19 protein-coding genes are annotated in these 13850 nt (G+C 46.3%); all 19 read right to left on the bottom strand.

From position 1 onward, the window contains the following. Positions 1-354: 354 nt before the first annotated feature. Complete coding sequence (locus AQR02_RS27860; protein ID WP_054943590.1) at positions 355-558, bottom strand: hypothetical protein; 204 nt, start codon at positions 556-558, stop codon at positions 355-357. Positions 559-670: 112 nt separating this feature from the next. Next, on the bottom strand, positions 671-889 hold the full coding sequence (locus tag AQR02_RS27855) for a hypothetical protein (RefSeq protein ID WP_054943589.1): 219 nt from the start codon (positions 887-889) through the stop codon (positions 671-673). After that, on the bottom strand, positions 882-2162 hold the full coding sequence (locus AQR02_RS27850) for a hypothetical protein (protein ID WP_054943588.1): 1281 nt from the start codon (positions 2160-2162) through the stop codon (positions 882-884). The genes AQR02_RS27855 and AQR02_RS27850 overlap by 8 nt, the downstream gene beginning before the upstream one ends. A 5-nt stretch (positions 2163-2167) precedes the next feature. Beyond that, positions 2168-3304, bottom strand: a complete 1137-nt coding sequence (locus tag AQR02_RS27845; protein WP_054943587.1) for a hypothetical protein — start codon at positions 3302-3304, stop codon at positions 2168-2170. 380 nt (positions 3305-3684) lie between these two features. Then, entirely contained in the window at positions 3685-4188 is a 504-nt protein-coding gene (locus AQR02_RS27835) for a hypothetical protein (protein ID WP_054943585.1), read from the bottom strand. Positions 4189-4193: 5 nt separating this feature from the next. Beyond that, the gene (locus AQR02_RS27830) at positions 4194-4508 is read right to left on the bottom strand and encodes a hypothetical protein (protein WP_054943584.1); all 315 of its coding nucleotides are present in this window, start codon (positions 4506-4508) and stop codon (positions 4194-4196) included. A gap of 30 nt (positions 4509-4538) precedes the next feature. Beyond that, positions 4539-4919 carry a DUF6573 family protein gene (locus AQR02_RS27825; RefSeq protein WP_054943583.1) on the bottom strand — a complete coding sequence of 127 codons (381 nt, stop codon included), beginning with the start codon at positions 4917-4919 and terminating at the stop codon, positions 4539-4541. 72 nt (positions 4920-4991) lie between these two features. Further along, complete coding sequence (locus tag AQR02_RS27820) at positions 4992-5504, bottom strand: hypothetical protein (RefSeq protein ID WP_054943582.1); 513 nt, start codon at positions 5502-5504, stop codon at positions 4992-4994. 71 nt (positions 5505-5575) lie between these two features. Further along, complete coding sequence (locus AQR02_RS27815; protein WP_054943581.1) at positions 5576-7138, bottom strand: AAA family ATPase; 1563 nt, start codon at positions 7136-7138, stop codon at positions 5576-5578. A gap of 1 nt (position 7139) precedes the next feature. Then, positions 7140-7832: a RadC family protein gene (gene radC, locus AQR02_RS27810; protein WP_054943580.1), complete on the bottom strand. Its 693-nt coding sequence runs from the start codon at positions 7830-7832 to the stop codon at positions 7140-7142. Positions 7833-8389: 557 nt separating this feature from the next. Continuing rightward, on the bottom strand, positions 8390-8953 hold the full coding sequence (locus AQR02_RS27805; RefSeq protein WP_054943579.1) for a hypothetical protein: 564 nt from the start codon (positions 8951-8953) through the stop codon (positions 8390-8392). A gap of 3 nt (positions 8954-8956) precedes the next feature. After that, positions 8957-9235 (bottom strand): hypothetical protein, encoded by a 279-nt coding sequence (locus tag AQR02_RS27800; protein WP_209444325.1) that lies wholly within the window; start codon positions 9233-9235, stop codon positions 8957-8959. 98 nt (positions 9236-9333) lie between these two features. After that, a complete protein-coding gene (locus tag AQR02_RS27795; RefSeq protein WP_245237776.1) occupies positions 9334-9642 on the bottom strand; it encodes a hypothetical protein in 309 nt (102 codons plus the stop codon). A gap of 167 nt (positions 9643-9809) precedes the next feature. Then, complete coding sequence (locus AQR02_RS27790; protein WP_054943576.1) at positions 9810-10004, bottom strand: hypothetical protein; 195 nt, start codon at positions 10002-10004, stop codon at positions 9810-9812. A 100-nt stretch (positions 10005-10104) separates the two neighbouring features. Continuing rightward, entirely contained in the window at positions 10105-10344 is a 240-nt protein-coding gene (locus tag AQR02_RS27785; RefSeq protein ID WP_054943575.1) for a hypothetical protein, read from the bottom strand. Positions 10345-10443: 99 nt separating this feature from the next. Then, the gene (locus AQR02_RS27780) at positions 10444-10854 is read right to left on the bottom strand and encodes a hypothetical protein (protein ID WP_054943574.1); all 411 of its coding nucleotides are present in this window, start codon (positions 10852-10854) and stop codon (positions 10444-10446) included. Between the two features lie 308 nt (positions 10855-11162). Then, positions 11163-11600, bottom strand: coding sequence for a hypothetical protein (locus AQR02_RS27775; RefSeq protein WP_054943573.1), 438 nt, complete (start codon positions 11598-11600; stop codon positions 11163-11165). 2 nt (positions 11601-11602) lie between these two features. Then, entirely contained in the window at positions 11603-13489 is a 1887-nt protein-coding gene (locus tag AQR02_RS27770; RefSeq protein ID WP_054943572.1) for a glucosaminidase domain-containing protein, read from the bottom strand. A gap of 11 nt (positions 13490-13500) precedes the next feature. Then, the coding region (locus tag AQR02_RS27765; RefSeq protein ID WP_159067860.1) for a hypothetical protein at positions 13501-13850 on the bottom strand (350 nt) is incomplete at its 5' end.

Raw genomic sequence — 13850 nt, 5'->3', positions numbered from 1 at the left:
GTTATTACAGATGAAGTTCGGGTATAAGGAAAAGACAAGACCCTCTTTTATTATTGTAGACTGGCCCATCGGTAATGTCTGCCGGATCAGTAAGCGCTGCTCCCGGCGCTTACTGCCTGAAGCCAGCTTTTGCAGCTGGTACCGGTGATGGACGCCGGATTAAGCAGGAGCTGCTCATGCTCCGGTGCCTCCTGATGCCGGCTTTACAGCAACCGGAGGCGGCTACCGGGCAACGCTTCAAAGGTAACAGTATGAATCTGACGCTTGGTGTCAGACGCGCTATGCCTGCTCCAGAGGACTGAGCAGATAACCTGTCACTTCAGAAATCAGGATATCTCAAGGCTCCTACTTGCGTCAGTCTACATCTGCATTTTTCTTTTCTGAACCTAATCCTAACTTTTCTTTGGACATCCATTCAGGATTCTTTATTTTCAACCATCTTTTATTGATCTCATCGACTTCTTTCATAATGCGCTCGGTCTTTTCGCGTGATGAGGGAAATGCATTTTCTCCCAGCCTAAATCTTCCACGAATCAAAGTGCCCTTTTTTCGATCCACTACTATCCCTGCCTCCTTCATTTGAGGAATAGTAGATAGTATTCTCAACCAAACAAAAGTAAAACCCCAAAAAAAGAAGCGTCCTAATAAATAGGACGCTTCTCTGTATGAATTACCTTGCCAAGGTAAGCTTTAATTTATCCAAATTTCTATCCTGCTTATCAAGCGTTTCGTTCATCCTAGCGCTGATTGCCTTCACATTTTGTTGAGTAGAAAGAACATAGGCACGATTGGCCTGATGAGACAATTGGATTTGATTAACTTGGGTTAAAATTGATTGCAACCGCTCCCCGCTCGTCTTTAACTCTTCAACTGATCTACGTTTAGGCATCGCGTACATCCTCCTTTTTCTCAAAAAAATGACGTTCCTCCAGATGTATACATATTCCACGTATGAAACGATACATCTCCTTCGACTCTATTATAGCACTCATTCCGCTATTTGTAGAGTCATAATGAAAGTTATAAATGAGTATCCTTTCTGAGGGCAACTCAATCCAGTAGCTGGCAACAGTCCGACCTTCACGGTCACTAGTCGCATATTCGATTGTTTTATCACTATTAACCAGCTTCACTGAAGAGTAATGAGCGTACTTGGAATCATCAATACGGATAACTGAAGGTGTCTCCGTGGTACCCTGCTCAAAATGACGAAATAGATAATTTCCCTTTAGCTCAAATAGAGAGAATGGGGTCACGACCCTTAGGTCAGCTGGATTGAAGAGCGAAGCGCCCTTTCTTAATCTGTACAGTACATCAATCGCCGCATTTAAGTTCTGTTCGTTAATGGTAACTTGATCCGCCAACGACCAAATTTGTGTATTGAGTTCAGCGATGACTTTTTCTGCATCCTCCAAATATACTCTGTTTTCTTCAAGCGACTCTATAATCTTTTGCTTGTCTGCTCGGAGCTCATTGTTTATTGATTCATGCACCTGCAGAATAGAATCTAAAGAATTTTCCCTATATAACAACTCCACTGTTTTAAAAACCGTTTCGAAATCATAGTGCCCTTTGAAATAATTGAGAAACATGAAGTATTCTTTCGGACGGAAAAGTTTATACGCATTGGGATTGAAATAGGGATCATCCAATGTTAGCATCCGAGTGAAATTTGCTTTTAACGACATGGCAAGGGACACAACCATTAAGAAAACGCCAATAGTCCGGGGCCAAGGTTGTAAATGCGAGAACAAAGGCAAGTATTTATTTGCTCCTGCTCCAAAGGCACCAATAGCTATAGAAGCCCATATGGTTATATGGTTTGAAAAAAAGGTTACTATCTTGCTAACGCTGTTCTCCGGCATTTTTATATACTTGAATCCGGTCAGAGATCGTATTAACCAAGACCCAACCCATCCATTAATAGGATATTGTTTACGGGCTTCAAGTAGCAACGGGTCAAAGTCCCGTTTTATAGACCCCAGCCAACTAATGAGGTCTATTCTCTCATTCTCATTTTGCTCATTCTCTTGCGAAACTTCCTCCAAAGGGTTATACCCTCCCATCTTGATATCATATAAGACAAATTCTATATAATCCGGTATATTCCTGCTTGCAGCGGCCAAGACAGCATTCAAAAGGAGCTGTCCCGGCAATACCATTTTTTCTAATCTGCTATCCCAAAGGAAAGCATATCCAAGTTAATCTGAATATCTTGATAACGCTCCTCCATAGCAGCAAATGAGCGAACATTTAAGCCAAGGGCTTCTCCGCTTGTCATCCAGTGCGGTGCCGTTATAACACCAGAAAAGGTGATCAGTTTACGGAAGATGCGGCCATTTAACCATGAACTAGCATCGGCTGAGAACCAGGGATGTCGTAATAACAGATCAATAGATCCGATGCCAAGTCCATGGAAATTACAATCTCCAAACCTTTTGAAGATTTCAGCAAAAATCTGCTCTCGTTGCTTTCGGCCTACAAAGACCGAACCGCCGATGGCGATAACATCATGATCTTCAGATACCATTTCCTCCAAAACATCTAGCGAACTCTGAACGTGATAGATGGGTATCGGCCGACGTCCCACTACTTGTGTAAGATAGTCGGTATTTTTGCGCGTTTGGATCGGGTCACCGATCACATCAGCAGTCAAAAATTGAAAGATCACATCGGAGTGAGCTTTAACGAATTCAGCGTAGCCATGCAAATCTATTGGTTTGGGCGAACGTCCCTTCCGGAGGGCTTCGTAATAACTCTTCTCGCCTGGATCCAAAATGACACATTTGTAATCGAACCCAAGCTCCCGCAAATTATCCTTCCAGCTGTCTGTCAGGTCAGAGCGGATATTGAAGTAGTTAAGAAGGATGAATAGACCACCGTTCTGTTTTACAATTCGCACGTCGTCTTTTCCCTTACTGACGCCGCTGAATATATAACGCAGTCCTCGAAGGCTCAGGCGAACGGCTTTCGTTTTGGTTATCGTAACCTTGCAGATATCGCTCATAATTGCTTTGATGAGACCTGCAATTGCGCTTGAAAAAGAATTCATTCGTATCAAGGCCTTGAGGGTCACCACCCGGCGATAAAATAGAACGGCAAGGGCTCGCCGTAAACTCGAGCGAGGAATCCGATTGGGCCGCCTGCTCTTTGAAGTTGTCACGTAGATATAGTCTTTCGTGACTTTCTCGATGACATTAGGACGCTGTTCTTTAACGGTATAGAAGGTATACCCTTCTTTGCCCCACTTCCGCAGGAACGCCCGTTCCTTGGCTGCGGCTTTCGCTTGAAAGTGATTGTTCATTGCAGATCACCTATGCTTAAATGTGAATTCGAACTCTCCAGAGCATAGAAGGCATCCTCAGTTTTCAGAGTAGATGGGAACATGATTATTGCACCTCCCATGTATCTGTTGAGAAATTATGCTGAGCGAAGATCTTTCGACCGCGATACTTTCCAATAAATGAACTGCAGGGCGTGTTGGCCGCTATAACTGAGATGCCCATCTCTTTCAACTGCTTGAGGCTTAGTCCCCTGCCCACTGCATTCAAATTGGTGATCAATCCATTCATGTTTTCGCTCTTGCAACCAGGCAGGGAAGCCCCCGCCGATGGTTACAGCGGAGCTTCCCTCCTTAGTTGTTTGAATTACCTATCTTTTAAGCAGCCTACATGAAACTCATTTTTAATGACTACCCTGGATAATCACATACGGTATAGCTTGGTCGGCGTATTCGGTGTAGCGAGGTGGGAGATTTATGCGGCTCGCGGCCCTCCTGGGCTCGATACGCACCACTACTTCCTGTCCACCTGTCTTTGCCCGAAGATTGCCCCATGTGTGACTAAGCGTGTACTGCTGAAGCCACTGAATACGGAGTATCTCTGCTTCCCAAAATCCTACCTGACGTGATTTCACGCATTCATATTTCAAATAGTACCAACCGCCAGCTTCCGTCCCGCCAAAGCCGCGTGTAACCGTGTAAACGTTCACCCAACAGGCGAGACCGAACAGGTTATGAGTGATAATCCAAAACCAGGCTAGTGTGGCTCCCAGCCTTTTCAGGAAGCGGAAGCACACCTTATGGTGTGGAATCATTACAGGAGCGGGAATGGAGGCGGAAATCGATGCCGCCTGATTCTCCTTCTCCTGCAGGTATACGAATAAATCCATTTGCTCCACGTCGGCCATAGAATTTAGTTGCCCCCATTGGAGAGAAGCCCTGCACGAAGCGCCCTGAATAGGTATAATCCTTTGGTGACCTTACTGCGTAGCTTGGCCACGGCAATATACTGACGCTGAGCGCGCAGCAAGTCCGGATCGCAAATGACGAAACTGCCGTCAGCGAAAACCACTTTATTCCGGTTTGGATTTTCAAACACGGTGACCGGTTTCCAGTACACAACATTTCCAACCTTTCCGAGCAGGCTTCTTGATGCAGCGTTCCATCCGGCGCGAAGCACAACCTGTGTTCCTACACTGTAGAGCGAAATTGACCCTTTTTGTTTCATCTGAATTTCCTCCATTAAATTAGTGATATTTTATTCCTCGTCCTGCTCCATAACGGTGATTACTGGCTCAAAATTGTCTCCTGGATGCAGCATGGCATATAGTGAAAAGTCCTTCGGGTGGCCGTCAACGGAGAAGGTAACCTGGAAATCAATTCGATCCCCTTCCCCCTTGATCATCTCATTGCGTAGGCTCAACACAAATCTTCCAAGTCGTCCCATTAGCGACTCACATGCAGCTTTCGCAGACTCATCCGGTTCGATGATCTCAAGCCACACTGAACGTGACAAAGCAACGGGATATGTGATTCCTCCTCGCTTGGTCCACGTCGTTATATCCACCAGCAGGCCGTCGCCAATTGCTTCTGCGCGGCTATACTGGGAGAGCAACTTATCATTCTGAATATCATCCATAGTTTCACCCTTCTTTTCATTTCTCTCATTAACGCTAAAGAAACAGCTGGAAGACCAAGGTGGTAAACAGCCTCAGCCGATTGAGCCGTAATTATGGCCATTCCTTCCTAACAGTACATAGCGTATAACGTTGTTCCGATGGACAAAGCGAATGAGGTTGATGAAACACCAATGTCCGGATGACCTCCGATAATTCGCAAGATTGGTTAGGATCAGAAAATCCGCGAGTAAACGGGCGCCGGTTAAGCGAAAGCCGTTCATATGCAGGATGGTTCCTTTCCGGCTGCGGGATTGGAGGGTGAGCGAAGTTGCCGTAAGAGTCAGATCCGGGTAACCTTTTCGGAACTTTTGAATCGCATCCACCGTGAACCTGAATAGTTTCCGTTCACGGGCGTAATAAAAACCGAAAGAAGGATGGTGATGAAGCTCATAAGACCCATCATTTTTCCGACTTACGATAAAGTAGCGATTCAGGTAGCGTCCGGTCAGTTTTGCCCGAAATGTGATAATCATAGCGGCAAGCGGCACACTCATAGTGATCACTAAGCCGAAATAAGCGAAAATGCTAATTGCCTCGAATATCATTCAAAATACCCCCTATTTGGTTCAAAAAAAGAGAACCGCAAACATGCGGTCCTCTTTATTACCATTACAATTTACGCAACGATCTCACTTTGCAGCGCAGCTCTTGGTACGACAGAGGAGACGAAATACTGTGTCCCCGGCTCATCGAAGCTTTCAACCGATTCAGCATTGTCAATGTAGACTGGGTATGAAATGTTCTGTACCCGGTTCAGCAACCCTGAGAGTTCGATTGAGCAACGAATCTTTTCTGATGTGGACAGTGACTTGTATTCGGTCTCTTCTTCCCCATACAGTATGGTGAAGTCAAGGGTCATTTCACCTGTGGATCCGGAATACTTAAAGAGCTGGATTTTCGCCAGATTTAAGAATGAATTCACGTATTCGACCTGCATTTCCGCATACTGAAGCATGAAGTTTTTGATAGTCTGCATATCGACTTTCTTTTCTTCTCGCTCCACCACTATCTCACCATAGATTTCGTGCTGTGTCGTAAGGTCCGTACCCATTTTCAGCTTTGCATCCCGCTCCGCGACGATACTGGAGAGTGCTTCGATTTCAGCTTGCAGAGCCTCTATCTGATTTCCCCGGTTTGCCTGGTAAACGGCCATGATCTCGGCGTTCTCATTTGTTTTCTGCTCCGTCTCTGACGCGAGGAGATAACCTTCCTGCTTAATCGTTTCGCATTGCGACTGGAGTTCCAGCAGCCTAGCTTTGCGGGTTTCTAATTCCGCCGCTGCTTCCGATGCTGTGTGCTCACGTTCGCACGCCGGGCAATGATCGCCGGCTTTGGGCAGGGGCTTCTCTTTGAGTGCTTTGAATTGTTTTAATCGCTCATCGTACTGGAACCGCAGGCTAGCCTTCTTTTCCTGAAGCGGGGCAAGGTCGTGAAGATCGGGTTTAGCCCCATCGACGGCACGCATAAGCCGCGTGAATTCATCTTTAAGGGCGACCAACTTCTTTTCATCGGCCACGACTACGCTCATTGGAACGTCTAGCATACTTTTGATCCGTAGGTAATCGATCTTCCCCTGAACCTTATCCAGAGATTTATCGAGTTCAAGGATCTCAGCCCGAAGCTTCTTCAGCATGAAGTCCGGATTCACCATATCATAGGATTCGATACGGGCTCGATCGTCTTCGTTCAAATTAGCAGTGACAACGGCGTTCTCTATTTTCGGGAGCATCAACACAAGCATGTTGCGTGCTTTAGTCGGCTCGGAAATACCGATCGTGCCGAAGTAGCCAGGAACAAAGATGCTTAGGAACAATTCCATTGGCCCTAAGAGCCTATCGAAATCCCCCTGTTTCGCAGCATGACCGTTCAGGAACAAGGATGTCACCTTACCCTTGCGGACCCGGCAGAATTGGTACCTTGCGGTTGTGCCGTCTTTCTGTGGCCAATCCACGCCGATATCAACCTTTGTTTCTTTGGCGGACTTGTTCTTCAGGCGCTCGAACACTTCCTTCGTTTTGCCTGTCAGGTCACATCCGTAGAAGCACCAGGTAATCGCTTCAGATATAGTTGTCTTCCCTTTTCCATTCCCCCCGCTTATGCGGTTTACATGTCCAAACGAATAGGATTTTTTCGATTTATGGAGCTTGAATCCGGTAATTTCAGCGTCAGTTATCCTCATCCTAATTTCCTCCTGGAATCGATAATAGACCTCGCTCACGTATACTCACCCATTTATCTCCGCCAATAACCACATGGTCCAACACGTCAATACCGAGCAGACTCCCCGCTTCAGATAACCGATTCGTCACTTCAATATCCTCTCTGGATGGAGTCGGATCGCCGGATGGATGGTTATGAGCAAAGATAACAGAGGCGGAACCTCTACGAATCGCAGCCTTGAATACTTCCCGCGGATGAACCAGAGAACTACTCATCGTTCCTACCGAAATGGTTTCCCTACCGAGGACTCGGTTCTTCGTATTTAGGAATAAACATACAAAGTGTTCCTTATCGAAGAATTTCAAGTCACTCACTGCATCCCGTACGTCCTTAGAAGAACGTATAATCAATTCCTCGTCCGGATTCACTCCACCCATGCGGCGTGCCATTTCGAAAACGGCCATCAGGTGGAAACTCTGCTTCTCGTTCAATCCAAACAGTACGGATAGCTCATATTCGGAAAGAGAAGCCAAATAGGGCAACCCCTTTTGGAGAATTTCGTCCGCTGCAATAGAAAGTGGACGATCCCGCATCAGCGGCTCCAAAATGACAATCAGCAGATCCTTGTTTGTCAGAATCCCGGGATTGCAAGATAGGAAATAGACACCCTTTGCTTCCTTGATAGCAGATTTGTTCAGTTCGGAAACGGCCATTCAAAATACCCCCTGGTTTTGTTTTATTATGAAATAAGGAGGGCTTTTGCCCTCCTCCTGTTATCCTCTTACCGGCAGCCTTATCTACTGAGCAATCTACCAATGACGGTGCATTGCTTCAGGGCTTCACGCTGCTGGTGCAGGCGGGATAATTTCATCAACATTACCTTTTGTTGTTGTGCGCTCATTTGAATTGCCCCATACCATCTGCGGGGTCGCCCCCGCGCCGAATGGCAGTGGGGCTTCCTCCTCACATAATGGTTTTTGGTTTACCTAAACCTTCTTATTTCCTCCAGCGCTCTTACTGTTGATGCTTCGGCTTCTATGAAGAAGCCAAGGATGAAGTAGGCAGTCATCCTTTTTTGATCTGTCATACACAGTTCAGCGTGTTCAGCTTGCGGGAGCATTTAAACCAAGATCTCCAGGCTGCAGTCCCGAGAGCACGCGATTTTTAAGCTGTCAAAGCTCAAAACGTCCCGCTTCCCTTTTCTTTTAGCTGGATCATTCGATCTTAACTATGGTCATCAGATCGTCTTGCACAAAATTACCTCCCATGTTTAAACCACAATATCAAACATGATTTGATCGTCTGGCCGTTCGTGTCCGAGCACATGATGCTTGAGCTCATCCAGCCAGAAAGAAAAGCGTTGATGCTGTATCGTCTTTCTATCATTCCGATTGCGAACCTCAAAATAATAATGATTCGGTACCGGGTAGAACGAGAAGCGATGTTGCTTTTCTTCTTTCGTCCAAATCTTCGGTGAGGTCTCTCTGTACCCAAGTGGGGGCTGAAACACGTCAAGATCCACGACCACTTGCAGCCAGTTCACGTTTGTCTCCGCATACTGACTCATAGCGAAAAACCATTCGGAAAGTGGCCGGTCAAGATTAGCTTTCTCGACGTTGCCTTTAGGATTCACCCAGCGGAGCCAAAAGAATGAACGCTCCTTTGTACTGAGTATCGGCCTGTGTTCCACCTGGAGCTGATGATCGCCCAAGGAGCGGGACCACTGATACTGCTTAAGCCGATTCGGCAAAAGTCCGACCTGTGCGAGAGCAACAAGTGCACTGTCAAGCGGAAGTTCGATTGACCATTTGAATGCAATGGATCGCAGCTCCATAGACTAGGCTCCTAACCGAACACCCAGACCAATGGCAGTGCCAAGGGGGAGTGTTCCGCGATATTTTTTCCCGGCCGCTAGAATAACGACGTCATCCGTTTTAAAACCTTCTACCTGCAGCTGCTCGTTGATCATAGAGGACCATACGAGAAGTTCAGCGGGCGATAAGGACATGACGTTTACGGGAACCAAATATGCATTCTCCACCTTAACCAGTCCATCACCGGTGAGGGAGTAAACGGTCTTACCTAGGCTTTGGGCGAACTCGATGTTTTCACGCATGCGCGTTTCAAAACCACCCAGGTTCAGCAGTAGACACACATCTAAGGGTTTGTTTGATATCATTTGAATTACCGCCTTTCAGGGTTCGATTTTATGGGTTATGCAGGGATGGCGAACGTTCCGAGTTTCAGGGGAACATCGTGCTTGATAAAGAGATCAAGCAGCGCCGCTTCATACATGTCTGCATCTTCTTCCGTGACCTGCTTGCCGCGGTTACCGACAATCACTTTGATTGGGTGGGATTTGACAACATCAAAATAGATGCAGTCTTGTTCCCCTTCACTCTCCACGATTGCAATACCGCCGCAAATAAGGCTTTGGTTGAGTTGAATCGAGACCTTTTTAATCATCTGAATTTCCTCCTCTTTTTGGGCATAAAAAAAGAAGATGCCGTAAGCATCTTCCAATTACCGTATGGATATAGGGAATACAGTCAGCCAAACGTAAGTCGGTCGATCAGGATCAAAATCCCAATGACATAGCAGACGAACAAAATGGCCGATTGTTTCTTCGATGGCATAACCATCCATCCTCTCTTTGTATGAATTACCCTCAGCAGCAGTTGACTGCCAGGCTAGGAATTGAACTTCAGAATAAGCTCCTCGAACGTCACCTCGATATCGCCGAGAATGCTCATATCGTCCAAGAGACGAATATACTGCGCGATAAGCGCGTCATCCTCCGCAGAAATGCGACCTTCTTCAACTTCCTGTAGGTCCGTTACCACAAGGGTCCCGCCTTTGTATGTATAATCTACCTGGATCAACATGGCTCAGCCTCCCAATAGTCTCTAAATGATAAATGAAAAGAGGGATTTCACGCATGCGCCAAAAAACGCAACGTGAAAATCCCCCCAAGCCTTCTTCCTATTACCTCGTTTGCCCGTAAGGAAGGACAAGATCCATCGGACGGGGATAACGCTCTTTGAGTTTCCCCAATGAAACCACAACCTTACCGATAATGCCATGCCGCTCCAGCAGTAACTTGTAGCCGTCAATCAGGACCCCATCGCTGAGACTGATCACCGTATCACACTCACATTGCTTGACTGGAAAATCCGAAACGGACAAGGACCCCCCGTTATACGAAGCAGTCTGCGTCTTCATCATATGCTTATATTCTCCTCCACACCGGACACAATGAGTCATGAAAATCACGCCTCCCTTATGTCCTTATTGTATCATGACTTTGAATTTCCCCCAAAAAATTTAGCGATTTCCTGCTTCAATCTCCTTGATTATCTCAAGGTGCCTTGGGCTAGTCGCCGGGTAGCAGGTTATCACATTGAACATCTTGCTTGCCAGCATCCCGATCACGACGATAATCCAATTCCCACACAAGTCTCTTCCAAGAACAAGGCGTGAGGGGGTAACTATTGAAGATACACGGGACTTACGCTTGCGATTGTGTTCAGAGGAGTAACCTTCGATGATGCAGCCATTGAAAATCGCAACCGCAATGTCTAATCGAGTGTATGTACGATCGACATACGCCTCGTTTTCCAACCGGTCAGCAATGTAATGCTCAGCAATTTCAATGTCATAGCCATCGATCATACCATTTACTGCTTTACGAAAACACTCCATTTCATTTGACCAGTTATCCTTGCGGTAGTCCATGTCTTAATTACCCCCCTTTGCGATTTATTGTAGAACGCAAAAAAGGCCCCGGAAAATAAAAAAAGGCATGACCAAATAGGGCATACATTTCTATATCCAGGACCACTTCTTTTAATGTTGTCGAATGACAACGCTCCATCTCCACTGAAAAAGGATCAGCTGAGAAAAATTAGTTTGATTCGTAATAAATCTACTATACCCGAATTTGCGATAGTAGGCAATAAATTCCTGAGGACGTAACGCCTCCACATCCCCTCGTCGAAAAAGAAAAGACCGCACACAAGGAGCGGTCTGGGTCCGGAAAGAGTTTATTCTTTTGCTTGAAAGAAACCGTGAAGTGTAGGGTAAAGCGGCTGTACGCGTGCCATGTCTTTGTGCAGGGCAATTCCAAGATCAATGACCGCGTCATCAACACCCGAAAGGGAGCGCACGTTCATACAGCGAAGCAACAGCTGATGAACCGGATCAAAGATGTCGTGTTTCGGGTTGTCATTGCCGCTATTAGGCTCAACTGTACGACTGACTTGAAAGAATACGTCCTCATGTCGATACACGATCATCCGGGTGATCTCCGATTGGAGCTCGGGGCGGATTTGATCAGGGAATAAAAGCGCTCCAAATAATTCGATATCCTCCGTGGGAATTCCGCCCATTTCAAACCAGGAACGGACACCGGTAAATGTGATTTCTAGATTCATCATCAAATAGGATTCTACGAATAATTGGTCCATCATTTGTGCGTTCATATTTAGTATTGCCCCTTTATAAAGTCTACGCGTGCCACGTGAAGGTCTTCCCCGGAATCTGATTCGAGTGTCACGGCGATTGCGTCTGGAATATCTTTTACAAAAATGCTTGGCGCTTGAGTTTCGCCTTGATATAAGTTTAACACATTATTGTAATTCTCCAAATTTATGATAGGTTTTCCGGTGTAGGGATCTATCATGTTGGTATACGTTATCACTTCTTCAGTTTCCGGTGAAGTGCTACTACTGCCTGGTGTCGTAGGTGAAGATGGTGTAGGAGTGGCAGACGGCTTCGTTACTTGGGTTCGATGTACCTGACGCCCATACGTACCATAAAGCTGCTCAATGCCAAAGGTAAACGTGACGCTTTCGGATGTATTTTCTACGGTTGGCGCAGAGCTTGAAGGTTGTCCGAATGTCCCTTCCGGAAGTGTGGCGGTGCCAGAGTAAGGAATATCCCTCCATGGCTCACCGGTGCTCGGATCGATACCTCGATCGCGATCGAGACTCATGAGATTATCGTTCATCATGATACTTTTAAGCTTGTTTGCATACTGCCTATCCGTTGCGTAGGTCACACGTTGAAGCTCATTCGCAATCGCAAATGGATTATTCATTCTAAGCATGTTTGAATATCGCTTATTTTTATGAAAAAAGTCTGCATGATCATCGAATGATTCCTGGAAGCTGCCGTATGCGCGGAAGCCGGCTGTAATTTGATGGGTTCCTCCATCATCCTCTTCACTTGTTCCTGCATAGCATACAGGGCCCTTCCAACTCCGGTTAGCCTTAATTCCGAAAACGTTGTTACAGATATCAAACTGTCCCCATCCTGATTCTAAAGCCATTTGTGCAAGAGTAACGCTGGCTTTGACCCCGGTAGTGATTTCTGATTGCATGGCATAGGGCGCCCACTGGATGAAAAAAGGAGAGTTTAATACCCCGACTTGAGTAGGAACTGTGACAACAGTACCCGATCCCCCGCCGCTTCCGCCTCCGCTACCCACACCAGAGTTAAGAACTGTCCCTGTGTTCATATCGCGGGTTAAGATGATTCCGGTTTCGTTAAAAGTCGGCGCTGCAGTCTCCATGTAGACGTTGCTAATATATAGCATAGGTTTTGATTTATAATCCCCCACGTCCATTTGGGTAAATTGGATTTCCGACATAGCATCAAATGCTGCTTCACTGGCCACATCCGTCAACTGAGACATAAACAAGACGAAGTTGGTCGGGTCCGTCGCTTCAAGACCCTGAGGGATAAGCTCGTAGTGGAGATGGGGGCCTGTACTCCTGCCGGTATTCCCCGATAGGCCAATAATTTGTCCCTTCTTTACAATTTGATCAACACCAACGAGTGCATTGCTCAAGTGTAGATAGCGTGTCGTTCCAGGCAATTCCGTATCAGAGCTTTCGATCTCAACATATATACCGGCATTCTGGGTCGATTCCGGATCCGACGTTACCGGGTAGGATACCTTTTTTACGACACCATCCTGCGAGCTTGATACTGGCGTACCGACTGGTACACCAATATCAAGCCCGGTATGGAAGCTTTTTTCTCCTGTTACTGGGTGAATTCTCTCACCAAACCCATCAGTAATGCTTTTCTCAAGGTCTTCTTTATATATTTGCGGTGGGAGAAACTTTTCCGACAAGAATACCTGAGCCGCTATTGCCTGACCAGAAGAAACTGCCGAAGCGATCATATAGAAGAACAAGAACAAGGCAAGCAAAATCGCATAGACCCACCAGAAGGAGACGAAATGAGAGGCAACCTTTTTGCCGATCTCCTTCTTCAACTTATCTTTCAGCTTACCCTTAAACTGGTTCTTGAGGGTATTCCCAGCTTCTTTCAAATTCATTTGCGGTAAATTTAGGAGAGCCAATATTCCCCCCCCTATTCTTGTATATTCGTCCGATTTTTAGGCCGACGGGTCTGCTGTACTTCTAGCGAAGGATTAGTTCCCTTGTTACCATCTGACTCTGTCACTCTATTGTTCTGGCGGTTCGGCTGAGCATTCTGAGTCGAATTCTTTACAACAGAAACGGTTTCTTCGACCACTGTTTTGTTCTGGCGGTTCGGCTGAGCATTCTGTGCCGAATTCTTTACAACAGTAACGGTTTCTTCTACCAGTGTTTTATTCTGGCGGTTCGGTTGACCATTCTGCGGCGAATTCTTGACAACAGTAACGGTTTCTTCAGTCACTCTTTTGTTCTGGCGGTTCGACTGAGCATTCTGTGCCGAAT

This window comes from Paenibacillus ihuae, assembly GCF_001368795.1.
GTDB lineage: Bacteria > Bacillota > Bacilli > Paenibacillales > Paenibacillaceae > Paenibacillus_AQ > Paenibacillus_AQ ihuae.
The sequence above is the reverse complement of the archived record's forward strand: the minus strand, read 5'-3'. Positions and strand labels throughout refer to the sequence as shown.

Excerpts from the sequence above, each read along its gene's own strand:
- AQR02_RS27855 (WP_054943589.1), bottom strand. The coding sequence starts at position 889 with ATGCCTAAACGTAGATCAGTTGAAGAGTTAAAGACGAGCGGGGAGCGG.
- AQR02_RS27850 (WP_054943588.1), bottom strand. The coding sequence starts at position 2,162 with ATGGTATTGCCGGGACAGCTCCTTTTGAATGCTGTCTTGGCCGCTGCA.
- AQR02_RS27845 (WP_054943587.1), bottom strand. The coding sequence starts at position 3,304 with ATGAACAATCACTTTCAAGCGAAAGCCGCAGCCAAGGAACGGGCGTTC.
- AQR02_RS27835 (WP_054943585.1), bottom strand. The coding sequence starts at position 4,188 with ATGGCCGACGTGGAGCAAATGGATTTATTCGTATACCTGCAGGAGAAG.
- AQR02_RS27830 (WP_054943584.1), bottom strand. The coding sequence starts at position 4,508 with ATGAAACAAAAAGGGTCAATTTCGCTCTACAGTGTAGGAACACAGGTT.
- AQR02_RS27825 (WP_054943583.1), bottom strand. The coding sequence starts at position 4,919 with ATGGATGATATTCAGAATGATAAGTTGCTCTCCCAGTATAGCCGCGCA.
- AQR02_RS27820 (WP_054943582.1), bottom strand. The coding sequence starts at position 5,504 with ATGATATTCGAGGCAATTAGCATTTTCGCTTATTTCGGCTTAGTGATC.
- AQR02_RS27815 (WP_054943581.1), bottom strand. The coding sequence starts at position 7,138 with ATGAGGATAACTGACGCTGAAATTACCGGATTCAAGCTCCATAAATCG.
- radC (WP_054943580.1), bottom strand. The coding sequence starts at position 7,832 with ATGGCCGTTTCCGAACTGAACAAATCTGCTATCAAGGAAGCAAAGGGT.
- AQR02_RS27805 (WP_054943579.1), bottom strand. The coding sequence starts at position 8,953 with ATGGAGCTGCGATCCATTGCATTCAAATGGTCAATCGAACTTCCGCTT.
- AQR02_RS27800 (WP_209444325.1), bottom strand. The coding sequence starts at position 9,235 with ATGCGTGAAAACATCGAGTTCGCCCAAAGCCTAGGTAAGACCGTTTAC.
- AQR02_RS27790 (WP_054943576.1), bottom strand. The coding sequence starts at position 10,004 with ATGTTGATCCAGGTAGATTATACATACAAAGGCGGGACCCTTGTGGTA.
- AQR02_RS27785 (WP_054943575.1), bottom strand. The coding sequence starts at position 10,344 with ATGATGAAGACGCAGACTGCTTCGTATAACGGGGGGTCCTTGTCCGTT.
- AQR02_RS27780 (WP_054943574.1), bottom strand. The coding sequence starts at position 10,854 with ATGGACTACCGCAAGGATAACTGGTCAAATGAAATGGAGTGTTTTCGT.
- AQR02_RS27775 (WP_054943573.1), bottom strand. The coding sequence starts at position 11,600 with ATGAACGCACAAATGATGGACCAATTATTCGTAGAATCCTATTTGATG.